Genomic DNA, 20814 nt, shown 5'->3' on the forward strand with positions numbered 1-20814 from the left:
TTAAAGCGGGTGTTGAGTTTGCTGTCGGAGATAGCGCTATCTTTTCCGACACAAAAATTAATGAGCGGGTTCAAAACCGTGTTTGCACCACCACGCATGGGTTTGCTCGGCCAACGCCTCGACGCTGTCTTCGCTGGCGTTGAGGGCCAGGGTCAGCGGCTCGCCGATGGGCGATTCAAGGGTGGCGAACTGGCTGTCGATCAGACTTGCCGGCATGAAATGCCCGGGGCGATGGGACACGCGGTCGGCGGCGACTTCGCGGCTCAGTTCCAGAAACACAAAGCCCAGGCCCGGCGCGGCTTCGCGCAGGTGGTCGCGGTATTTCTTTTTCAGCGCGGAACAGGTGAGGACCGGGTGTTCGCCGGCCTTGAGCGAACGGCGTAACTCATCGCACAGGATGTCGAGCCAGCCGGCGCGGTCGTTGTCGTCGAGGGGGTGGCCGGCGCTCATTTTTTCGATGTTCGCGGCGGGGTGAAAGCTGTCGCCTTCAATGGCGGTGGCACCGTTCAGGCGGCACACGGCCTCGCTGACGCTGGTCTTGCCGCAGCCGGCGACACCCATGATGACCAGGGCGGTAACAGGTTGACTCATGAAACACCTCAGGACGCAGATAGCGCTACCTTTGCACGCTGTAAGGCTAGTGCAAAAACAGGCTTTTCCCGCGCCGTCTTGTCTTTTTTTATGGAGTGACGCGTGCATCCGCTCCAAGCATTTGAACTGGATCAGGCAACCCAGCATTCAAGCATTTGCAGCCGTTTGGAGACAGCGCTACCTTAGTGCCTCGATTTTTGTTTGGCAAGCCGCCTGATGACCTCCAAGAACGATAAAAATACACGCACCACGGGTCGCCCGACCCTCAATGAAGTCGCCCGCCTGGCCGGCGTCAGCCCGATTACCGCTTCCCGCGCCTTGCGTGGCATCAGCACCGTGGCCACCGAACTGGTGGAAAAAGTGCAACGGGCCGCCGCCGAGTTGAACTACGTGGTCAACCCCGCCGCCCGCGCCCTGGCCTCGGCCCAGAGCCATTCGGTGGTGGTGCTGGTGCCCTCGCTGTCCAACCTGTTGTTTATCGAAACCCTCGAAGCGATCCACCAGGTGCTGCGGCCCAAGGGCTTTGAAGTGCTGATCGGCAACTCCCACTATTCCCGCGACGAAGAAGAGACCTTGCTGCGCAACTACATGGCCTACCAGCCGCGGGGTTTGCTGCTGACCGGGTTCGATCGGACCGAAAGCGCGCGACGGATGGTCGAGGCCAGCAATGTGCCGTGCGTGTACATGATGGATCTGGACCCCAACGCTGGCGTGAATTGCGTGGGCTTTTCGCAGTTGGCGGCGGGTGAGACGGCAGCGGCGCATTTGCTGTCCCGTGGGCGCAAGCGCCTGGCGTATATCGGCGCGCAACTGGACCAACGCACCTTGCTGCGCGGCGAAGGCTTCCGCCGTGCGCTGCAACAGGCCGGGCTGTACGACCCGGCGCTGGAACTGTTGACGCCACGCCCCTCCTCCGTGGGCCTGGGCGGCGAGTTGTTCTTGCAGTTGCTGGCGGCCCATCCGGATGTGGATGCGATCTTCTTCGGCAACGACGACCTGGCCCAGGGCGCGCTGCTCGAAGCCCTGCGTCACGGCATCAACGTCCCGGGGCGCGTAGCCGTGCTGGGTTTCAACGACCTGCCCGCCTCCTCCTTCATGGTGCCGCGCCTGAGCAGCATCAGCACGCCGCGCGAGGCCATCGGTCGGCGCGCGGCGGAGCATCTGCTGACGGTCATGGCGGGGAACAAGATCGCCAAGCCGGTGGTGGACATGGGGTTTGAGTTGCAGGTGCGGGAGAGCACGTAGGACGCGGCTGACATTGCGATGTTGCCCTGGAGGGAGCTGAGCGTATTGCCAGTGGGCAAAGCCATGGCCCCACACACATTTTTAACCGTGCCCGCTTGAAGGCATCGCCGTAGTGCCCGACCCCTGCTAGATTGAGTGTTCTCCACTGCCAGAGAAGCACCATGGGACACTCACTGAAAATCTTGGGTCGCGCTTCGTCCATCAACGTGCGCAAAGTGCTCTGGACCTGCCAGGAACTGGGCATCGACTATGTGCGCGAAGACTGGGGCATCGGCTTCAAGCCGACCCAATCCGCCGAATTCCTTGCCCTGAACCCCAACGCCCAAGTGCCGGTGCTGATCGACGACCACGGTGTGCTGTGGGAATCCAACACCATCTGTCGCTATCTGGTGAACCTCTACCAACGCCACGACCTGCTACCTCTCGAGCCCGCCCCTCGCGCCCGGGTCGAGCAGTGGATGGACTGGCAAGCCACCGAACTCAACCCGTCCTGGGGCTATGCCTTCCAGGCCTTGGTGCGCAACAGCCCCGATCATCAGGACCCGCAGCGCATCAAGGCGGGCGTGCAAGCCTGGCACGACAAGATGGGCCTGCTGGAACAACAGTTGGCAAAGACCGGTGCCTACGTGGCCGGCGACGAATTCACCCTGGCTGACATCCTCATCGGCCTCTCGGTTCACCGCTGGCAGATGACGCCGATGGAGCGCCCGTCCTACCCGGCAGTTGCCGCGTATTACCAGCGCCTTGGCCAGCATGCCGGCTTTAAGACCTTCGCCCTCGACGGCCATGACTGATCACAAAGACGGCAACGTGAAAGGACTCAACGCACAGCTCTCAGGTGCCTGCGACAGAATCGGCAAAACGCTTTTTTCGAAACATCGAAAGACCGTCTGTCAGGAAAGCGCAGGGACCTGTCAGGTCTGACAGTAGCCCCGTTTCTCCTCTTCGCCTATTCATAAGCACACGCAATGTGCAACACATTGCCCCTTGAATATGGAGAAGCAATCATGGGTTCGGTACTGGGTAAAAACGATGCAATCTCTGGGGTAATAGCCGGATGGACGGTTCCCTTTAGCACAAACTTTGTAGCTCATTTGAATGGCGGGTCAGGCTTTAATTCAACAGTCGGGATCATGACCGATTTCGCCCTGCTTAAAATCAGCATTGACCAAAATATCAAGGAAGGCGAGACCTACGAGATTGGTGCAACGGCCAGTGAAGACCACAAGGTAAGGCTTGAATTTGACGACACGAGGTCAGGCGAACAGGGCACCTATTTGGCAACCAGCGGAAAATTCACCGTGTTGTACCTGCAAGGCCGCCTCCTGAAGGCGTCCTTTCACTTCAAGGCCAAAACGGCGGCACTTCACCATGCCCTGGAAATGGACTTCACGAGCGGGTCGTTCATCGTCGAGGACTTCAAACACGACTGAACGGCCCTGCCACCGGGAAGGTACTGCACAAGATGGCCTGTCGACGGCAACGTTTGGCCGGCGCCAGAACAATGTTTGCCGCTAGCGCCATGCCAGCCCCCCGTAAAACCGGGGCTGTGCACCCGGCACGCTATTTGCTCCAGCTGACGCATCGAACATTTGCATAGGTGCCCGATCATGCTGATTAACAACAACACTCAAGCCTTGTCGACCGTCGAAAAGCTCAAGCGCCCCGACATGGACCCCGCCAACGCCGCCGCCAGCACGCTGTACAGCGGTGCCCTGCAAACGGCGCAGCAAAGTGTGAGCGTACCCGCCGCGCAGACCCAACTGGACAAGGCCGCCGACCGCATCGACGAAGCCTTCGCCAAGACCCGCGTGCAGTTGCAGGCCTCAACGGCCGCCACCCCGGCGACCACGGATGTGCCCGCAGCCGGTTCTACCACGAGTGCCGCGCGCGCAGACTTCACCGATTACATGAGCAAAACCCCGGCCGAACGCATTCGCGAACAGTTGCTCAAGGAGCAGGGGTTGACCGAGGCGGAGGTGCAGACAATGCCGCAGGAAAAACAGGATGCAATCGCCAAGCAAGTGGCTGATCGTCTGAAGCAACAGCAAGAGCAGCAGGTAGCCGTGAAGACGGCAGAGCCACAAGCGCAATCGGTGAAAGAGACCTTGGCCGCGATCTAAGCGACCCGGCCAATGGGGCCATTCGATCGCGCAGTAACGCCGTGTGCCAGGACGTTGATTTCCCGGCACTGGGTGCCATCACGCTAGTTGGGCATCGACAGCTCAGAGCAGGTGTGTCCTGCTCTGTGCGGTAAGGCGGGAACATCTTGCAGATCGTAGGCTTCTATACGTTCAACTCAGTGACCGAACAGCCCTGTCTCGGATTTCTTGGCTTTCTTGTCAGCGCGTTTTTCATCGGCGGTCTTTGCCGGTTTCTTCTTCGCGGCTTTCTTTGAATCCATACCTTTGGCCATGATGCATGCTCCACTTACAGGGGATGTAACAATGGGTATACCACCTATTGCCGCACATTAGGCGCTTATAATCCCCGGCCCTGGATAACGCCTGCCTGAACACCATGCCCGAATTGCACATCGAACCGCTGGCAGAGCCCCTGTGGCCGCTGCTGAACAAGTTTTATCGCCACCACGATTCGCCGATGAAGGCACTCAAGGGCGGACGTCTGTGGGTGGCGCGGGACCGCGAGATCGTCGCCGGCTTATGCCTGACGCCGGTGGTGGGCGGGCAATGGCTGACCGGGGTGTTTGTTGACCCGGCCTATCGCGGTCAGGGGCTGGCGGCGCGCTTGATTCGTCAAGCGGTGGCCGATGGGGAGGGTACGGTCTGGCTGATGTGTCATCCGGACCTGGAAGGCTGGTATCAACGCATGGGTTTCACCCAGGATACCGTGCTGCCGCAGTCCCTCAGCGAACGGTTGGTGCGCTACAAGCGCAACAAGCCGATGATCGCGATGGGCATGGAACGCGCCTTGTAACCTCCCGTGGGAGCTGAGGTTGACGTTGCGTTGTGTCAGGAGGCTACTCGTCGGCCGTCGGGTCCATGTCGGGGAACATCACCTCGATGAACCCGAACTTGCTGAAATCGCTAATCCGCGACGGGTACAAGCGGCCGATCAGGTGATCGCACTCGTGCTGCACCACCCGCGCATGGAAGCCATCGGCAATGCGGATGATCGGTTCGCCCTTGGGGTCGAAACCTTCGTAGCGGATCTGCTGATAACGGTCCACCGCGCCACGCAGGCCGGGCACGGACAGGCAGCCTTCGAAGCCCTCTTCCATGATCGGACTGAGCGGCGTGATCAGTGGGTTGATCAAAATCGTCTGCGGTACGGCCGGCGCCTCCGGGTAGCGTTCGCTGCTCTCGAAACCAAAGATCACCAGTTGCAGGTCAACACCGATCTGCGGCGCGGCCAGGCCGACACCGCCGACGTGCTCCATGGTCTGGAACATGTCATCGATCAGTTGCCACAGTTCGGGGCTGTCGAACATTTCCGGCGGGACCGGCGGAGCGATACGCAGCAGGCGCTCATCGCCCATTTTCAGGATTTCACGGATCATCAATCAGACTTCATCGGGAGTGGGCTTGGAATGGTCTCGGCCAAGACCGGAGACGTGCTTTTTTTCACCGGCATGGGTGTTTTCATCGAATGTCTTTTCTCCCGGGTCCTTGCCTTCGGCCGACATGTGCTCGATCACGGCATTCATCTCCGCCCCCAGCAACAACACGGCGGCGGAAATATAGAAGTACAGGAGCAGAACAATGATCGCGCCGATGCTGCCATACATGGCGTTGTAGTCGGCGAAGGTTTTGACGTAGTAGCCAAAGCCCAGGGACGCGACGATCCACACCACCACCGCCAGCACCGAGCCTGGGGTGATGAAGCGGAATTTCTGCTGCACGTCAGGCATCACGTAATACATGAGGGCCACGGCGAACATCAGCAGGATCACAATCAGCGGCCAGCGCAGGATGGTCCACAGCGTGACCACGAATTCCTGCATGCCGATCTGCCCTGCCAGCCATTCCATGACCTGCGGGCCGAGCACCATCAGCGCGGCGGCGGCGAGCAACATGCCAGCGATGCCGACGGTGTAGAAAATCGACAGCGGGAAACGCTTCCAGATCGGCCGGCCTTCGATCACGTCGTAGGCGGCGTTCATCGCGCTCATCATCAGGCGCACGCCGGCCGACGCGGTCCACAGGGCAATCACGATACCCACCGAAAGCAGGCCGCCCTTGGACTGCTGCAACTGGTCGATCACCGGGTTGACCTGCTCGAGGGCCTGGGGCGGCAACACCAGTTCCGACTGCAGGCGCAGCCAGGTGAAGAAGTCCGGCAAATGCAGGAAACCGATCAACGCAATGAGAAACAGCAGGAACGGAAACAACGAGAACAGCATCTGGTAGGCCAGTGCCGAGGCGTAGGTGGACATCTCGTCGTTGACGAATTCCTTGACCGTGCGTACCAGCACCTGGTGCAGCTTGAGACCATCGAGTACCGGGAAAATCATAGCGTCTCCTTTCGCCGCAAAAAGTCAGGTTCGTGGGCGACTCAGGGGCCGTTTTCTACATCAAGGTAGCCTATTTGGCGACATTGAAACAATTTCGAAAGATTAACCGCTTCAGGTGACACAAAAACGGCCATCCGTGGATGGCCGTCGGGCTGGGTGAATCCAACCGGCGAATCAGGGTCACTTGATCGCTTTCTTCACCGCATCCTTGATATCACCCACGGCTTGCTGCACTTCGCCTTTCTTTTCCTGGACCACCCCTTCAGCGCGCAGCTTGTCGTTGCCGGTCACTTTGCCGACACCTTGCTTGATGTTGCCGACTGCTTCGTTGGCGACGCCTTTTACCTTATCCGATGTGCTGCTCATGGTATTTCTCCTGGAACAATCGAGGGCTTTTGGTCATTACCTAGAGATTGACCCAGGGCTGTTCGGCAGAGTTTCAATTATTTTTACGCGGGCATTTCATCGCCGGCAGCAGGTTTGGCTTTATGTTTTGCGGCCAACCCACGAGAATGCCCGGCACATTCAGGCTACAACGCTGAATAACAGATCCCGTAGGAAGGTTATGAAACTCAATAAAGCACAGGCCATCGCCCGCAGAAACCAGGAACTGGGCGGTGCCGTACTCGGCGTCAACAACTGCCACTTCACCGACCTGGACCGCAAACGCAACATCTGGTGGTTCGACCTGCCGGTGGCGCGGATCGCGGTGGGCCAGTACGAGTGGATTCACTTGTTGCTGCACAACGCCGAGACTGACCAGTTGCTGCACCTGAAGGTGCCGACGGTGTTCCTGCGTGAAAAGCTCGAAGGCTTGGTGGTGCGCAATGCGGGCAAGCGCAAGCCAGAGATTACCCTGGAGCTGAGCGCGGACAAGGACTCGTTCCTCAAGGATGTGCGCCCAGCCGGTGCTGGCGTCAGCTTCGCGCCATTCACCCTGTAGGAACGCCGTCAGAATGTGCGAGGGGGCTTGCTCCCGATAGCGGTGGTTCAGTCACTCGATGCAGTGGCTGACACTCTGCCATCGGGAGCAAGCCCCCTCTCACATTTGAGCCTGGGTTACTTTTTCAGGCCCAGTTTCTTCAGTTCTTCATCACGCAATTCGCGACGCAGGATCTTGCCCACGTTGGTGGTCGGCAAGGCATCGCGGAATTCCACGGCCTTGGGCACCTTGTAGCCGGTGACGTTGGCACGCATATGCTCCATCACCTGGTCCTTGGTCAGGGTGGCGCCCGGCTTGACCACGATGAAGATCTTGATGTGCTCCCCGGACTTCTCGTCCGGCACACCAATGGCCGCGCACTGCAGCACGCCCGGCAGGGTCGCCAGCACGTCTTCGAGTTCGTTGGGGTAGACGTTGAAACCGGAGACCAGAATCATGTCTTTTTTACGGTCGACAATCCGCATGTAGCCGTCCGGCTGGATGATCGCGATGTCACCGGTCTTCAACCAACCTTCGCTGTCGAGGATCTCGGCGGTGGCGTCTTCGCGCTGCCAGTAGCCCTTCATGACTTGCGGGCCTTTGACGCACAACTCGCCGACCTCGCCCAGGCCCAGCTCGACGCCGTCATCGGTGATGACTTTGCACAAGGTCGACGGCACCGGAATGCCGATGGTGCCGATCTGGATCTTCTGGATCGGGTTGACCGTCGCCACCGGGCTGGTCTCGGTCATGCCGTAGCCTTCGCAGATGTCGCAGCCGGTCACGGCCTTCCAGCGCTCAGCTGCGGCCAGTTGCAGGGCCATGCCGCCGGACAGGGTGACTTTCAGCGCAGAGAAGTCCAGCTTGCGGAAGCCTTCGTTGTTGCACAGCGCCACGAACAGCGTGTTCAGGCCGACAAAGCCGCTGAACTTCCACTTCGACAGCTCCTTGACCATCGCCGGCAGATCGCGCGGGTTGCTGATCAGGATGTTGTGGTTGCCGATCAACATCATCGCCATGCAATGAAAGGTGAACGCATAGATGTGGTACAGCGGCAGCGGAGTGATCAGGATCTCGCAGCCTTCATTGAGGTTGGAGCCCATCAGCGCCTTGCACTGCAGCATGTTCGCCACCAGGTTGCGGTGGGTCAGCATCGCGCCCTTGGCCACGCCGGTGGTGCCGCCGGTGTATTGCAGCACCGCCACGTCGCTGCTGGCCGGGCTGACATCATTGACCGGTTGGCCGTGCCCCTTGGCCAGCACATCGTTGAACTTGATCGCCTTGGGCAAGTGATAGGCCGGGACCATTTTCTTCACGTACTTGATGACGCTGTTGATCAGCAGGCGCTTGAGCGGCGGCAGCAGGTCGGCGACTTCGGTGACGATCACGTGTTTGACGGCAGTCTTGGGCACGACTTTTTCAGCCAAGTGCGCCATGTTGGCCAGACAGACCAGGGCCTTGGCCCCGGAGTCGTTGAATTGGTGTTCCATTTCCCGCGCGGTGTACAGCGGGTTGGTGTTGACCACGATCAGGCCGGCACGGATGGCACCGAACACGGCGACTGGGTATTGCAGGACGTTGGGCAGTTGCACGGCGATTCGATCGCCAGGCTTCAAATCGGTATGCTGTTGCAGGTACGCGGCGAAAGCGCCGGACAATTCGTACAACTCACCGTAGGTGATTGTCTTGCCCAGGTTGCTGAAAGCCGGTTTGTTGGCGAAGCGCTGGCAGGACTGTTTCAGTACCGCCTGAATATTTGGATACTCGTCTGGATTGATGTCTGCAGCAATCCCGGCGGGGTACTTATCCTTCCAAAAGTCTACGTTCATGGAAGCCCACTCCTCAGCGACGCGAATTCATCATCGCATTTGATGCGATTATTATTGGTGTATGTTTTTTAGGTGAGTCTGGCGCGTTTAAGCAGGCCGAGAGGTCACAAAGCGCGCCGAGAGTAGCAGCTTTGCCAAGGGCCGACTAGAGCCAAAAGAGGCCCCTACAGTCATAAACATGACTCATGAATAACTAATAGTCATTTTTAGAGCAAAAATTCTATACGCTTGAAAATGGCTCTAGAACAGGGCTTAACGGGATAAACACAGACAAATGTGGGAGGGGGCTTGCCCCCGATAGCAGTGAATCAGCCAACATATTTGGTGACTGATCCACTGCCATCGGGGCAAGCCCCCTCCCCCATCATCGACTGCATTTCACATCAGGCGATGTCGCGCAACTCGCGCCGCAGGATCTTGCCCACCGGCGTCATCGGCAACGACTCACGCAACACGATGTGCTTGGGCACCTTGTACCCCGTGAAGTTGGTCTTGCAGTAGTTCTTCAACTCCTCAAGGCTCACGCCTTCGGCACGCGCCACCACAAACAGCTTCACCGCCTCCCCCGTGCGCTCGTCCGGTACGCCGATCACCGCGCAGTTGGCCACCGCCGGGTGAGCCATCACCACGTCTTCGATCTCGTTGGGGTAAACGTTGAAACCCGAGACGATGATCAAATCCTTCTTGCGATCCACGATGCGTACAAACCCATCCTCGTCGATCACGGCAATATCGCCGGTCTTGAGCCACCCCTCGGCGTCCAGCGCCTCGGCGGTGGCGGCCGGCTGCTGCCAGTAGCCCTTCATCACCTGCGGGCCCTTGATGCACAGCTCGCCGCGTTCGCCCAGGGGCTGCTCGGCGCCTTCATCATCGATCACCTTCATCGCCGTCCCCGGCACCGGGATGCCTACGGTGCCCAGGCGTGACTGACTGCCATACGGATTGGTGCTGGCCACCGGCGACGTTTCCGTCAGGCCATACCCTTCGCCGATCGCACAACCGGTGAGTTGCTCCCAACGTTCGGCGGTGGCCTTGATCAGCGCCGTGCCACCGGAGTTGGTGAGTTTAAGGCTGGAGAAGTCCAGGCTCTTGAAGTCGGGATGGTCCATCAACGCCACAAACAACGTGTTGAGCCCGAGCAAGCCGGTGAAGCGCCAGTTTTTCAGCTCCTTGATAAAGCCCGCGATGTCACGCGGGTTGGTGATCAACACGTTGTGGTTGCCGGAAACCATCATGCACATGCAGTTCGCGGTGAACGCATAGATGTGGTACAGCGGCAGCGGCGCGATCATCACCTCCTGGCCTTCCTTGATCAGCGGGTGGCCATCCTCGCCGGTCTGCGACATGCAGGCGCGCACCTGCTGCATGTTCGCCACCAGGTTGCCATGGGTGAGCATTGCGCCCTTGGCCAGGCCGGTGGTGCCGCCGGTGTATTGCAGCACCGCGACGTCATCGAGGCTCACCGGGTGGCGCGTCACGCCCAGCCCTGCGCCCATGCGCAAGGCGCGCTTGAACGACACCGCGCGCGGCAAGTGATAGGCCGGGACCATTTTCTTCACTTTGTCGACGAGGGTGTTGACCAGCCAGCCCTTGGCCGCTGGCATGAAGTCGCCCATCCTGGCTTCGATCAGGTAGTCGATCTCGGTGTCGGTGCAGACGTCCTGCACCCGCGAACCAAACAGGTTGAGGTAGATCAGGCCGCGCACGCCGGCGTCCTTGAACTGATGACGCATCTCGCGCGGGGTGTACAGCGGGTTGGTGTTGACCACGATCAGCCCGGCGCGCAGCGCACCGAACACCGCCACCGGGTAATGCAGCACGTTGGGCATCTGCACCGCGATGCGATCGCCCGGCTTGAGGTCGGTGTGCTGCTGCAGGTAGCCGGCGAACGCCGCACTCTGGCGCTCAAGCTCGGCGTAGGTCAGGGTGACGCCCATGTTGCTGAACGCCGGGCGGTCGGCAAAGGCCTTGCAGGAACGCTCGAAGACTTCAATCACCGACTTGTAGGCGGTCAGATCGATCTCGTTGGGAACGCCCGCCGCGCGTTTGTCATTCCAGAAATCAGGTTGCATTATTCTTGTCCTCTTACCTGAATGTGCCTGGCCGCTTTTCTGCTGCTATAAAAAGCGGAGCTTCGGGGACGTTAGCAGCTATGGCCAAACAGGCAAATACGGGCAATAGCGTCATTGATAGCGTGAATCTTCCTACAAGGGTCTGTACTGATCAGCCGCTTGGCCGAGGATGGGCTATACACTGCAATGACCCCGAGCAAAGGAAGCGCCATGAACCACACCACCTTCTGGCTGACCGCGAATGACCACAGCCGCCTGTACGTCAATCAATGGCTGCCGGACACGCCGCCGAAGGCGTTGATCATGGTGTCCCACGGCATGGCCGAGCATGGCGGTCGCTATGCGCGCCTGGCCGAAGCGTTATGTGGGGCGGGCTACGGGGTGGTTGCCCTGGACCAGCGCGGCCATGGTCGCACCGCCGACGAGGGCACGCTGGGCCTGTTCGCCGAGCGGGACGGCTGGAACAAGGTGGTGGGCGACCTGGCCAGCCTCAACCAGCACATCGGCCAGCAGTTGCCGGGAGTGCCGATCATTTTGCTGGGCCACAGCATGGGCAGCTATATCGCCCAGGCTTACCTGCTGCACCACAGCGCCAGCCTGCATGGGGCGATTCTCAGCGGTTCGAATTTCCAGCCGGTGGCGCTGTACCGCGCCGCGCGGCTGATCGCCCGTGCCGAACGCCTGCGCCAGGGCTTGCGCGGCCGCAGTGCGCTGATCGAGTTCCTGTCGTTCGGCTCGTTCAACAAAGCGTTCAAGCCCAACCGCACGGCTTTCGACTGGCTCAGCCGTGACCCGGACGAAGTCGACCGCTACCGCCACGACCCGCTTTGCGGGTTCCGCTGCACCAACCAACTGTGGATCGACCTGCTGGGCGGCTTGCAGCAAATCAGCAAAGCGTCCAATCTCGCGCAGATCGATCCGGGCTTGCCGATCCTGGTGATCGGCGGCGAATGTGATCCGGTGAGTGAAGGCAAGCGTCTGAAAAGACTGGCCCATGCCCTGCGTGAGGCCGGCTGCCAGAACCTGCAACTGAATATCTACCCGCAGGCGCGTCACGAACTGTTCAACGAAACCAACCGCGACGAAGTCACCGCGGATGTGCTGACGTGGCTCGACCAGGCCCTGACCTCGCGCAGGCCGACTCGCTGCGAATAATTTTTCGTTTAAAATCAGCCAATTAAATTATCGATTAGCCACAGGATGCACCTTTAGATGACCCAGGTAACCAACACCCCATACGAAGCCCTCGAAGTCGGCCAGACCGCCAGCTACAGCAAGACCGTCGAAGAGCGTGACATCCAACTGTTCGCCGCGATGTCCGGCGACCACAACCCGGTACACCTGGATGCGGAATTTGCCAAGGCGACCATGTTCAAGGAGCGAATCGCCCACGGCATGTTCAGCGGCGCCCTGATCAGCGCGGCGGTTGCCTGTGAGCTGCCTGGGCCGGGCACGATCTATATCGGCCAACAGATGAGCTTCCAGAAACCGGTGAAAATCGGCGATACCCTGACCGTGCGTCTGGAAATCCTCGAAAAGCTGCCGAAGTTCCGCGTGCGTATCGCCACCCGCGTATTCAACCAGCGCGATGAGCTGGTGGTGGATGGCGAAGCGGAAATCCTCGCGCCACGCAAGCAACAGGTCGTGACATTGACCGAACTGCCAGCCATCACCATCGGCTGATCAATTCCCATAAAAAATCCCCGCATCGGCGGGGATTTTTTATTCAGCGACGGCTCACGACTGAGCGCGAGCCTGGTTACGCAAGGCTTTCACCTGATCGTGGTTGCGTTGTACGCCGTGGTACTGGCGCTCAACCAAGTCACGAATGCCCACCAGGTTGTGCTGGGTGATCTTCTCGATCGCTGCTTTGTAAGCCTTGAGGGCGTGGTCTTCACCGCGCTCGGCTTCGTTCAACACAGCCTCTTCGTCTTTACCGGTGACCATCGACTTCACATCGACCCAGCCACGGTGCAGGGCGCCGGCAACGCTGCCGGACTGTTCCGGGTCGCCACCCAGGGCACGCACGGCGGTTTTCAGCTCGGCGGCGGCAGTGGCGCAGTCTGCGGAGCGCTTGGCAAACAGCGCTTTGAGTTCGGGATGCTTGATGTCATCAGCGCACTCTTTAAAACCTTTTTGACCGTCGATGCTGGTTTCGATCAGGTCGTTCAATACGGAGATGGACTCTTTATTGATATCAGTCATTTTTCAATTCCTTATGTGGCTTGAGAAAGGTTGCATTAATGATTGCAGCGCTCGTGCCAGGTTTTAAAAAATAACTTTTTCTTTATATTTCAATAAGTTAACAATAATTGAACGATCTGTATGTGCGTTATTTGCATGATCTGTCATTTGGCCTTCATGCAGAATGCCTGTATTTTCCAAGACCTCGATGCAAACGCCTGAGCCGTCATGAACCCCGAAAAACTCGAACTGCTGATCACCCGCGAAATGCCCTTCGGCAAGTACAAGGGACGGATCATCGCCGACCTGCCCGGCCCCTACCTGAACTGGTTTGCCCGCGAAGGTTTCCCCCACGGCGAGCTGGGCGGGTTGCTGGCGTTGATGCAGGAAATCGACCACAACGGCCTGTCTGAACTGCTGGAACCACTGCGCGCCAAACACGGCAAACCCGCGCCTCGTCACTAGGAACCCGCACCATGCCATGCAATGCAGCCAACGAAGCGCACTGGCAGGCCATCGCCGACCGCTATGCACTGGAGCCAGGTCCGATCAACCTGGAAAACGGCTACTTCGGGCGCATGAGCCGCGCGGTGCAAGCGCAGTACCTCGAGCACGTCGCGTTTATCAACCGCAGTAACGCGGTGCATGTGCGCCAGCGTTTCGAGCAGGGCGAAAACGTCGAGATCCGCCGCCAACTGGCCGAACTGATCGACGCCGACCCCGAATCGGTCGCCTTCACCCGCAACGCCACCGAAGCCTTGCAGTCGCTGATCCGTAACTACAACCTGTTTACCACTACCCGCAGTGGAGCGGCGTTCGGCACCTGTATCCGGGTGACACCGGGGTTGGCGACATCAACCGCAGACATCCATGCACTGATCAACGCCATCACCGCACTCAGCGCGGCTGAAAAATGTGGGAGGGGGCTTGCTCCCGATTGCAGAGTGTCAGTCAGCGAAAATATCGGCTGATACACCGTTATCGGGAGCAAGCTCCCTCCCACATTTGAAGATGTGTGGGTCTCAAGGTTTTGCGCAGGCAAAAAAAAGCGGTCCGCCGACCAAGCGCACCGCAAAAATGCCGTTAAGCACAGCAACAACGATTCGATGAATCAGCTCAGTCCAGCAGCGCCAGTGCCTCGGCGGTGACTTCCTGGATACGCGCCCAGTCGCCGTTCTTGACCCATTCCGGGTCGAGCATCCAGCTACCGCCCACGCACATCACGTTTTTCAACGCCATGTAGCTCTTGATATTGGCCGGGCCAACGCCGCCGGTCGGGCAGAATTTCACTTCGCCAAACGGGCCGCCCAGGGCTTTGATGGCTGCGACGCCGCCGCTGACTTCGGCCGGGAACAGTTTGAAGCGGCGATAACCCAGGCTATAGCCTTCCATGATTCCGGAGGCATTGCTGATGCCCGGCAGCAGTGGGATCGGGCTGTGGACCGAAGCTTCAAGCAGGTCGCGGGTAATGCCGGGGGTGACGATAAATTGCGAGCCGGCAACCTCCGCGGCTTCGAGCATATGCCGATCGAGCACGGTACCGGCGCCGGTACACAACTCCGGGCGTTGCTCGCGCAGAACCTGAATGGCCTTGAGGCCGAACTCGGAACGCAGGGTCACTTCCAATGCGGTCAAACCACCGGCTGCCAGGGCGTCGGCCAGTGGCAGGATGTCTTGTTCACGGGCGATGGTGATCACCGGCAGGATCCGCGCCTTGGCGCAGAGGCTGTCGATCAGGGCAACTTTATCCGCCATGGACACGGTCGATTGAGGGCTTTTCATAGCGGCTGATCCTTGGCTCATGGGCACCAGTAAATCTCTAATGTAGGTTGCAAAAACGCGCGAATCGGCATGGCAGCAACGTCGTTGCTGGCGAGCGCGGCGCTCAACGTGGTCAATTTCGAACTGCCGGAAATCGACAGTACGGTGTAGTTCGCCGTAGCCAGCAGCGCGCGACTCATGGTCAGGCGCTGGCGTGGCACGGTCGGCGCGAGCATCGGCCAGCAACGGCGGGTACCGTCGGCCTGCAGGGCTTCGCTCAGGTTCGGACTGTTGGGGAACAACGACGCGGTGTGGCCGTCGTCGCCCATGCCCAGTACCAGCACATCAATGGCTGGCAGTTCGGCCAGCAGGCGATCGGCCTGCTCGGCGGCATCTTCAAGATTGGCGGCGGCGCTGTACAGGCTGAGGAACTTGGCCTTGGCTGCCGGGCCTTGCAACAGGTACTTCTTCAACAGGCCGGCATTGCTGTCGGCGTGCTCCACCGGCACCCAGCGCTCATCGGCCAGGCTGACGGTGACCTTGGACCAGTCCAGACCCTGCTTGGCCAGGTTCTGGAAAAACGCCACGGGGCTGCGGCCGCCGGACACCACCAGGGTCGCTTCGCCACGGGCACTGATGGCCGCGCGCAGTTGTTCGGCCACGTCGTTGGCCAGGCCATCGGCCAGCAACGCCGGCGAACGGTACTCATGGGCAGTGACGCCCTGAGGCAGTTTCAATTCAGATATCGCCATACCATGACCTCCCATCCCGCGTGATCAGTGCAATCGAGCTCATCGGCCCCCAGGAACCCGCCGCATACGGCTTGGGCGCATCACCGGATTTTTTCCACCCGGCGATCAACTGGTCACACCACTTCCACGCGGCTTCGATTTCATCTTTGCGAACAAACAGATTCTGATTGCCGCGCATTACTTCCAGCAACAACCGCTCGTAGGCATCAGGAATCCGCGCGCTGCGATAGGTGTCGGAAAAATTCAGTTGCAGCGGACCGCTGCGCAGTTGCATGCCCTTGTCCAGGCCCTGCTCCTTGGTCATCACGCGCAAGGAAATACCCTCGTCCGGTTGCAGGCGGATGATCAGTTTGTTGCTGATCTGCAAGCGCTGCTCGGGGGCGAAGATGTAGTGGGACGGTTCCTTGAAGTGGATGACGATCTGCGACAGCTTTTGCGGCATGCGCTTGCCGGTGCGCAGGTAGAACGGCACCCCGGCCCAGCGCCAGTTGCGGATATCGGCGCGCAGGGCGACGAAGGTTTCGGTATCGCTCTGGGTGTTGGAATTCTCTTCTTCCAGGTAACCCGGCACCGGCTTGCCGGCGCTGTAGCCGGCAATGTACTGGCCACGTACCACCTGGGTGGTCAGGCCGTCCGGACTGATCGGCGCCAGGGCCTTGAGCACCTTGACCTTCTCGTCACGGATGCTGTCGGCGGACAGGTCGGCCGGCGGGTCCATGGCGATCAGGCACAGCAGCTGCAGCAGGTGATTCTGGATCATGTCCCGCAGCTGCCCGGCCTTGTCGAAGTAACCCCAGCGGCCTTCGATGCCAACCTGCTCGGCCACGGTGATTTCCACGTGGGAAATGTAGTTCTGGTTCCACTGGGTCTCGAACAGACTGTTGGCGAAACGCAGGGCGATCAGGTTCTGAACGGTTTCTTTGCCCAGGTAATGGTCGATGCGGTACGTGCGGTTTTCCGGGAAAAACTGTGCGACAGCGTCGTTGACCTTGCGCGAAGATTCCAGGTCCGAGCCGATGGGTTTTTCCAGCACCACGCGGGTATTGTCCGCCAGGCCGACCTTGGACAGGTTTTCGCAGATCGCCCCGTACACCGCCGCAGGCGTGGCGAAGTAGGCGATCAGGCGCTGCCCGGTGCCGGCTTTTTCAGCCAGGACCACGTAGTCATCGGCGTTCATGAAATCGACGTGAACATACGTCAGGCGCGCCAGGAAACGCTGAGCGATGGCTTCGTCCAGTTCCTTGCCGACGTATTTGCGCAGTTCTGTTTCAATATGCGCCAGGTGCTGTTGCTCGGAACCGGCTTCGCGGGCCAGGGCCAGGATGCGCGTGTCGTCGTGCAAGAGCCCGGCACCATCGAGTTGATAGAGGGCAGGAAATAACTTGCGCAGCGCCAGATCACCCAACGCGCCAAACAGGGCAAAGGTGCAGGGTTCTACCGTTATCGAAGGCATGATGTTTGTTCTTTTATCAAGTTAAGCTACAAATACCTTTTTTCAAGGCATCACTCAAGGAAAAATGTAGTAATAACCACAACATTTTCCCGAAATACGCATTCCGAGTGGTGGTGTTCAGCTACCCTAAGTAGGATAGGCCACCGCAAAGGGCCACTCGTCGATTGGTGACCACCCTTTATTTGCATCGTCGCCCCAAGGAAACACTGTATGGACCGCGTGCGAAATCTTCTGGAACAGATCCGGAACCGCCTCGAAGAATTGAACAAGGCCGAGAAAAAAGTCGCCGAGGTCATCCTGCTCAACCCACAGCAGGCGACCCGCTTCTCGATCGCAGCCCTCGCCCAAGCCGCCTCGGTCAGTGAACCGACGGTCAACCGTTTCTGCCGTTCGTTCGGCGTCAGCGGTTACCCTGAACTCAAATTGCAACTGGCGCAAAGCCTGGCCAGCGGCGCGGCGTATGTCAGCCGTGCGGTGGAGGCCGATGATGACCCCGAGGCCTACACCCAGAAGATCTTCGGCAGCGCCATTGCCTCTCTGGACAGCGCCTGCCAGGCCCTCGACCCGAACCTGATCAGCAAGGCCGTGGACCTGTTGATCCAGGCGCGCCAGATCCACTTCTTCGGCCTCGGCGCGTCGGCCCCGGTGGCCATGGATGCGTTGCACAAGTTTTTTCGCTTCAACCTGTCGGTGACCGCCCATGCCGACGTGCTGATGCAACGCATGATTGCTTCGGTGGCGCACACCGGCGAGCTGTTCGTGATCATCTCCTACACCGGGCGTACCCGCGAGCTGGTGGAAGTGGCGCGGATTGCCCGGGAAAACGGCGCATCGGTGCTGGGTGTGACCGCCGAGAACTCGCCGCTGGCCAAGGTCAGCACCGTGAGCCTGAACATTCCGCTGCCGGAAGACACTGACATCTATATGCCAATGACCTCGCGGATCATCCAACTGACGGTGCTGGATGTACTGGCAACCGGCATGACCTTGCGCCGTGGCGTGGACTTCCAGCCGCACCTGCGCAAGATCAAAGAGAGCTTGAATGACAGCCGGTATCCGGTTGGCGATGAGTTCAACTGAGGCAGACAATGCCTCCAGCAGTCCCGACCTCTTCGCGAGCAAGCCCGCTCCCACATTTTGACGAGTCCTACCTTGGAATACGCTTCAAATGTGGGAGCGGGCTGGCTCGCGAAGACGGTATCAGCAACAGCGCTAAACCCCAGCCCTGGCCTGCAAACTCAGATGCGCCCGCTCCCCCGGCGCCAGGCTGGCCCCGGCCATCGCCGACTCCACGCATACAAACCCCGACGCCTCATTAAAACTGACGCCCAACAGCGGCCGGCTGCCCGGGTGCCACACCACGGTGTCGGCGCTGTCGCCGGTGTCGATGCACAATTCGCGCTGCCAGGCGTGGTCCTTGAGGTGTAGCTCGCCCTCATGCTGGAACACGCGCTGACACCCGCCTTCCACGCGCAACTCGCCTTCCTGCTGGCAAGCCTGGCGATTGAGCTGGTCATAACCTTGCGCCCCGTCGAGCCCAGACAGCGCTATCTCACCGACATTGCCAATTCGCCAGTAAGCGTGCAACGCATGGCTCAGTTGGCACGGCAGCTCATCCTGATGCTCGGTACACAAGCGCAACTCCAGGGTTTCGCCCAGGTGCGCGTGCAAGTCCACCTGCCAGTCGCACAACTGCAACTGCCAGTGCAGGCGCACGCCGTCGTCGTCGGTGTTGCTGTCGAGCAGTTTCCAATCGATCAGCCGCGCCCAGCCATGGGACGGCCACGCATTTTCGCTGGGATGCCGGCCATACCACGGCCAGCACACCGGCACGCCGCCGCGAATGGCACCGACTTGTGGCCATTTGGCTGCGCACCACAACCAGGGTTTCTGCCCACGGGGCTGAAAATGCAGCAATTGCGCGCCCTGGCGGCTGAATACCGCCTGGCACAACGGATGGTCGATCACCAACACATCGCGCGTCTGGAAGCGCTCCCAGGCGAACACCGGACGCTCGCGCAGGGATTTGAAAAAGCGTTGCAGCGGATGCTCATGCATGTGCCACGGTCCTGAATATCTTCACAGTGCAATCCAAAAAAAGCGGATAGCCATGGCTACCCGCAAATGCGCACAGAGAGAAGGAGCTTATCGCAACAGCGTTAGAACACCGACTGAATTTTCAGACCGGCCACCAGCGCGTTGTCGACTTTATCCACGCCGCCCGGGTGGACGACGTATTGCAGGTTGGGACGCACGGTCAGCCAGTTGGTGACGTGGAAACCGTAGTTGATTTCGTAGTTGTACTCGGTGCTGCGCAGCGGCGCGTACAGTGGGTTGTCGTAGTCGCTCACGCCATTGGCGACGTTGAGCAGTTCGGCGTTTTTCTTCACGTCGTCGTTAACGTGCAGACGAGCAGCGCCAATCCCCACATCGTCTTTTGGACGCGCGTCGAAAGGCCCTTTGTACACCAACATGATCGACTGGTAGTTATCGACGGTGTTGGTGTCCTTGTCGTGGAACGTGGCGTTGGCCGCGATGTTCAGACCACGAGACGCGTCGCCGTTATGGGTAGTGAGTTGCTGTTGCGCAACGAACCAATAGCCTTTTTTGCTGCTGTGGGTACGGTAGGCCGCGCCGGTGGTGGCAGCATCGTTGCCGTTGACGTCTTCACGGACGTCGCTGGCATCGGCGGCGCTCTTGTAGTAACCCACACGGTATTCGCCCGGCAGGTTATTGACCTTCGGCGACCAGACCAATTCCACCGGGATCACGGTGCCCTTGGTGCCACTGCCGCTGAGTTTGAAGCCGTTGCCGTGCTCCAACTGCGACGGGTTCTGGTTGTACGCACCGATCTGCGCATACAGCTCAGGCGTGATGTGGTACTTCACGCGGATCGCGGCCTGGGCGACCGGCCAGTTGTACCAGGTGCTGACGTAGTTACCGACCTGGGAGCCGCAGAACGACAAGTTCTGGAAGTCGCACGGGAAGGTGTTGAAGTCTTCGCCTTCACCGAAGTAACCGAGCTTCACGTCCAGCTTGTTGTCGAACATCTGGTGCTGAATCCAGAACTGGGTCAGACGCACCATGTGGCCACGGCCGTACACTTCTTGAGACGAGCTCAAGGTGCCGGCACGCGGATCACCGATACGGTCGTTGGAGATGTTCTGGCCGTTACGGTTGGTCAGCTGGATCTTGGCCTGGGTGTTATCCCAGCCCCACAACTTTTGCAGATCCAGTGCCACGCCCAGACCGAACTGGTCAGCGTAACGCGCCGTTTTGTCGTTGTTGTAGCCACCGCTCAGGTTGCCACCGACTTCGCCGACGTAGTCAGCCTTGATATCGATACCTTGCTCGATCAGCTTGGTCCGCTCGCCGCCCCAATCGCCGGTCATCCATTTGGAATCGGCGCTGAACGCGTCGTCCGCCATCGCATTGGCGGACAGGACCAGGGCTGCCACTGCTGACAATTGGCAGATCAGCCGGGTGTTGTTGTGTTGCTTTTTCATCCCTACATCCTCGTCTTTATTGTTA

At 59.6% G+C, this 20814-nt stretch carries 22 protein-coding genes and 1 pseudogene; 11 read left to right on the forward strand and 12 right to left on the reverse strand.

Going from position 1 to position 20814, the window contains the following annotated elements; all coding sequences use genetic code 11:
* Window positions 1-57: 57 nt before the first annotated feature.
* Window positions 58-591, reverse strand: coding sequence for a gluconokinase (locus tag RGV59_RS29585; protein ID WP_017847207.1), 534 nt, complete (start codon window positions 589-591; stop codon window positions 58-60).
* A gap of 213 nt (window positions 592-804) precedes the next feature.
* Here RGV59_RS29585 and RGV59_RS29590 point away from each other — a divergent pair, with 213 nt between their 5' ends.
* The 5 genes from RGV59_RS29590 to RGV59_RS29610 all read left to right on the forward strand — a co-directional run bounded on the left by RGV59_RS29590 (window position 805) and on the right by RGV59_RS29610 (window position 4773).
* Window positions 805-1836 carry a LacI family DNA-binding transcriptional regulator gene (locus RGV59_RS29590; RefSeq protein WP_162231529.1) on the forward strand — a complete coding sequence of 344 codons (1032 nt, stop codon included), beginning with the start codon at window positions 805-807 and terminating at the stop codon, window positions 1834-1836.
* Window positions 1837-1997: 161 nt separating this feature from the next.
* Entirely contained in the window at window positions 1998-2630 is a 633-nt protein-coding gene (locus RGV59_RS29595; protein ID WP_017847205.1) for a glutathione S-transferase family protein, read from the forward strand.
* A gap of 213 nt (window positions 2631-2843) precedes the next feature.
* On the forward strand, window positions 2844-3269 hold the full coding sequence (locus RGV59_RS29600; protein ID WP_104902587.1) for a hypothetical protein: 426 nt from the start codon (window positions 2844-2846) through the stop codon (window positions 3267-3269).
* 177 nt (window positions 3270-3446) lie between these two features.
* Window positions 3447-3959: a hypothetical protein gene (locus RGV59_RS29605; RefSeq protein WP_057004505.1), complete on the forward strand. Its 513-nt coding sequence runs from the start codon at window positions 3447-3449 to the stop codon at window positions 3957-3959.
* 397 nt (window positions 3960-4356) lie between these two features.
* A complete protein-coding gene (locus tag RGV59_RS29610) occupies window positions 4357-4773 on the forward strand; it encodes a GNAT family N-acetyltransferase (protein WP_046382292.1) in 417 nt (138 codons plus the stop codon).
* A 43-nt stretch (window positions 4774-4816) separates the two neighbouring features.
* Here RGV59_RS29610 and def read toward each other — a convergent pair whose 3' ends face one another.
* From def to RGV59_RS29625, 3 genes are all read right to left on the reverse strand, one after another.
* Window positions 4817-5356 (reverse strand): peptide deformylase, encoded by a 540-nt coding sequence (gene def, locus RGV59_RS29615; RefSeq protein WP_108524469.1) that lies wholly within the window; start codon window positions 5354-5356, stop codon window positions 4817-4819.
* Window positions 5357-5359: 3 nt separating this feature from the next.
* Window positions 5360-6310, reverse strand: coding sequence for a YihY/virulence factor BrkB family protein (locus RGV59_RS29620; RefSeq protein WP_017847200.1), 951 nt, complete (start codon window positions 6308-6310; stop codon window positions 5360-5362).
* Window positions 6311-6490: 180 nt separating this feature from the next.
* Window positions 6491-6676: a CsbD family protein gene (locus tag RGV59_RS29625; protein ID WP_046489892.1), complete on the reverse strand. Its 186-nt coding sequence runs from the start codon at window positions 6674-6676 to the stop codon at window positions 6491-6493.
* A gap of 199 nt (window positions 6677-6875) precedes the next feature.
* Between RGV59_RS29625 and RGV59_RS29630 the strand changes: the two genes are divergently transcribed.
* A complete protein-coding gene (locus RGV59_RS29630; protein ID WP_017847198.1) occupies window positions 6876-7253 on the forward strand; it encodes a hypothetical protein in 378 nt (125 codons plus the stop codon).
* 116 nt (window positions 7254-7369) lie between these two features.
* Here RGV59_RS29630 and fadD1 read toward each other — a convergent pair whose 3' ends face one another.
* Together fadD1 and fadD2 are read right to left on the reverse strand one after the other, a co-directional pair.
* Window positions 7370-9061, reverse strand: a complete 1692-nt coding sequence (gene fadD1 / locus RGV59_RS29635; RefSeq protein ID WP_017847197.1) for a long-chain-fatty-acid--CoA ligase FadD1 — start codon at window positions 9059-9061, stop codon at window positions 7370-7372.
* Window positions 9062-9444: 383 nt separating this feature from the next.
* Window positions 9445-11133: a long-chain-fatty-acid--CoA ligase FadD2 gene (fadD2, locus tag RGV59_RS29640; protein WP_104902586.1), complete on the reverse strand. Its 1689-nt coding sequence runs from the start codon at window positions 11131-11133 to the stop codon at window positions 9445-9447.
* 210 nt (window positions 11134-11343) lie between these two features.
* Here fadD2 and RGV59_RS29645 point away from each other — a divergent pair, with 210 nt between their 5' ends.
* Together RGV59_RS29645 and RGV59_RS29650 are read left to right on the forward strand one after the other, a co-directional pair.
* Window positions 11344-12288: an alpha/beta hydrolase gene (locus tag RGV59_RS29645; protein WP_017847195.1), complete on the forward strand. Its 945-nt coding sequence runs from the start codon at window positions 11344-11346 to the stop codon at window positions 12286-12288.
* A gap of 57 nt (window positions 12289-12345) precedes the next feature.
* Window positions 12346-12816 carry a MaoC family dehydratase gene (locus tag RGV59_RS29650; protein ID WP_017847194.1) on the forward strand — a complete coding sequence of 157 codons (471 nt, stop codon included), beginning with the start codon at window positions 12346-12348 and terminating at the stop codon, window positions 12814-12816.
* Window positions 12817-12870: 54 nt separating this feature from the next.
* On the opposite strand, the gene RGV59_RS29655 is transcribed toward RGV59_RS29650, so the two are convergent.
* The gene (locus RGV59_RS29655; protein WP_017847193.1) at window positions 12871-13338 is read right to left on the reverse strand and encodes a ferritin-like domain-containing protein; all 468 of its coding nucleotides are present in this window, start codon (window positions 13336-13338) and stop codon (window positions 12871-12873) included.
* Window positions 13339-13545: 207 nt separating this feature from the next.
* On the opposite strand from RGV59_RS29655, the gene RGV59_RS29660 reads away from it, so the two are divergent.
* Both RGV59_RS29660 and RGV59_RS29665 read left to right on the forward strand, forming a co-directional pair.
* The gene (locus tag RGV59_RS29660; RefSeq protein WP_003213031.1) at window positions 13546-13782 is read left to right on the forward strand and encodes a DUF3820 family protein; all 237 of its coding nucleotides are present in this window, start codon (window positions 13546-13548) and stop codon (window positions 13780-13782) included.
* Window positions 13783-13793: 11 nt separating this feature from the next.
* Window positions 13794-14102: pseudogene (locus RGV59_RS29665) on the forward strand (aminotransferase class V-fold PLP-dependent enzyme); the annotation flags it as partial.
* 331 nt (window positions 14103-14433) lie between these two features.
* On the opposite strand, the gene RGV59_RS29670 reads toward RGV59_RS29665, so the two are convergent.
* Genes RGV59_RS29670 through zwf form a run of 3 tightly spaced genes read right to left on the reverse strand, consistent with a single transcriptional unit; the run spans window position 14434 to window position 17283 of the window.
* Window positions 14434-15099, reverse strand: a complete 666-nt coding sequence (locus tag RGV59_RS29670; protein WP_017847191.1) for a bifunctional 4-hydroxy-2-oxoglutarate aldolase/2-dehydro-3-deoxy-phosphogluconate aldolase — start codon at window positions 15097-15099, stop codon at window positions 14434-14436.
* Window positions 15100-15116: 17 nt separating this feature from the next.
* Window positions 15117-15830, reverse strand: coding sequence for a 6-phosphogluconolactonase (gene pgl, locus RGV59_RS29675; RefSeq protein WP_126585422.1), 714 nt, complete (start codon window positions 15828-15830; stop codon window positions 15117-15119).
* Entirely contained in the window at window positions 15817-17283 is a 1467-nt protein-coding gene (gene zwf, locus RGV59_RS29680; RefSeq protein WP_017847189.1) for a glucose-6-phosphate dehydrogenase, read from the reverse strand. Before zwf ends, pgl begins: the two co-directional genes overlap by 14 nt.
* A 219-nt stretch (window positions 17284-17502) precedes the next feature.
* Between zwf and RGV59_RS29685 the strand changes: the two genes are divergently transcribed.
* Entirely contained in the window at window positions 17503-18363 is an 861-nt protein-coding gene (locus RGV59_RS29685; protein WP_169850571.1) for a MurR/RpiR family transcriptional regulator, read from the forward strand.
* A 132-nt stretch (window positions 18364-18495) separates the two neighbouring features.
* Here RGV59_RS29685 and RGV59_RS29690 read toward each other — a convergent pair whose 3' ends face one another.
* A complete protein-coding gene (locus RGV59_RS29690; RefSeq protein WP_017847187.1) occupies window positions 18496-19341 on the reverse strand; it encodes a D-hexose-6-phosphate mutarotase in 846 nt (281 codons plus the stop codon).
* Between the two features lie 101 nt (window positions 19342-19442).
* Window positions 19443-20789 carry a carbohydrate porin gene (locus RGV59_RS29695; protein WP_017847186.1) on the reverse strand — a complete coding sequence of 449 codons (1347 nt, stop codon included), beginning with the start codon at window positions 20787-20789 and terminating at the stop codon, window positions 19443-19445.
* Between the last annotated feature and the right edge of the window lie 25 nt (window positions 20790-20814).

This window comes from Pseudomonas sp. FG1 (genome assembly GCF_034313875.1).
Taxonomy (GTDB): Bacteria; Pseudomonadota; Gammaproteobacteria; order Pseudomonadales; family Pseudomonadaceae; genus Aquipseudomonas; species Aquipseudomonas veronii.

What these genes read in the sequence shown, in the direction of transcription:
- RGV59_RS29585 (WP_017847207.1), bottom strand. Translation starts at nt 591, where the DNA reads ATGAGTCAACCTGTTACCGCCCTGGTCATCATGGGTGTCGCCGGCTGC.
- RGV59_RS29595 (WP_017847205.1), top strand. Translation starts at nt 1,998, where the DNA reads ATGGGACACTCACTGAAAATCTTGGGTCGCGCTTCGTCCATCAACGTG.
- RGV59_RS29600 (WP_104902587.1), top strand. Translation starts at nt 2,844, where the DNA reads ATGGGTTCGGTACTGGGTAAAAACGATGCAATCTCTGGGGTAATAGCC.
- RGV59_RS29605 (WP_057004505.1), top strand. Translation starts at nt 3,447, where the DNA reads ATGCTGATTAACAACAACACTCAAGCCTTGTCGACCGTCGAAAAGCTC.
- RGV59_RS29610 (WP_046382292.1), top strand. Translation starts at nt 4,357, where the DNA reads ATGCCCGAATTGCACATCGAACCGCTGGCAGAGCCCCTGTGGCCGCTG.
- def (WP_108524469.1), bottom strand. Translation starts at nt 5,356, where the DNA reads ATGATCCGTGAAATCCTGAAAATGGGCGATGAGCGCCTGCTGCGTATC.
- RGV59_RS29620 (WP_017847200.1), bottom strand. Translation starts at nt 6,310, where the DNA reads ATGATTTTCCCGGTACTCGATGGTCTCAAGCTGCACCAGGTGCTGGTA.
- RGV59_RS29625 (WP_046489892.1), bottom strand. Translation starts at nt 6,676, where the DNA reads ATGAGCAGCACATCGGATAAGGTAAAAGGCGTCGCCAACGAAGCAGTC.
- RGV59_RS29630 (WP_017847198.1), top strand. Translation starts at nt 6,876, where the DNA reads ATGAAACTCAATAAAGCACAGGCCATCGCCCGCAGAAACCAGGAACTG.
- fadD1 (WP_017847197.1), bottom strand. Translation starts at nt 9,061, where the DNA reads ATGAACGTAGACTTTTGGAAGGATAAGTACCCCGCCGGGATTGCTGCA.
- fadD2 (WP_104902586.1), bottom strand. Translation starts at nt 11,133, where the DNA reads ATGCAACCTGATTTCTGGAATGACAAACGCGCGGCGGGCGTTCCCAAC.
- RGV59_RS29645 (WP_017847195.1), top strand. Translation starts at nt 11,344, where the DNA reads ATGAACCACACCACCTTCTGGCTGACCGCGAATGACCACAGCCGCCTG.
- RGV59_RS29650 (WP_017847194.1), top strand. Translation starts at nt 12,346, where the DNA reads ATGACCCAGGTAACCAACACCCCATACGAAGCCCTCGAAGTCGGCCAG.
- RGV59_RS29655 (WP_017847193.1), bottom strand. Translation starts at nt 13,338, where the DNA reads ATGACTGATATCAATAAAGAGTCCATCTCCGTATTGAACGACCTGATC.
- RGV59_RS29660 (WP_003213031.1), top strand. Translation starts at nt 13,546, where the DNA reads ATGAACCCCGAAAAACTCGAACTGCTGATCACCCGCGAAATGCCCTTC.
- RGV59_RS29670 (WP_017847191.1), bottom strand. Translation starts at nt 15,099, where the DNA reads ATGAAAAGCCCTCAATCGACCGTGTCCATGGCGGATAAAGTTGCCCTG.
- pgl (WP_126585422.1), bottom strand. Translation starts at nt 15,830, where the DNA reads ATGGCGATATCTGAATTGAAACTGCCTCAGGGCGTCACTGCCCATGAG.
- zwf (WP_017847189.1), bottom strand. Translation starts at nt 17,283, where the DNA reads ATGCCTTCGATAACGGTAGAACCCTGCACCTTTGCCCTGTTTGGCGCG.
- RGV59_RS29690 (WP_017847187.1), bottom strand. Translation starts at nt 19,341, where the DNA reads ATGCATGAGCATCCGCTGCAACGCTTTTTCAAATCCCTGCGCGAGCGT.
- RGV59_RS29695 (WP_017847186.1), bottom strand. Translation starts at nt 20,789, where the DNA reads ATGAAAAAGCAACACAACAACACCCGGCTGATCTGCCAATTGTCAGCA.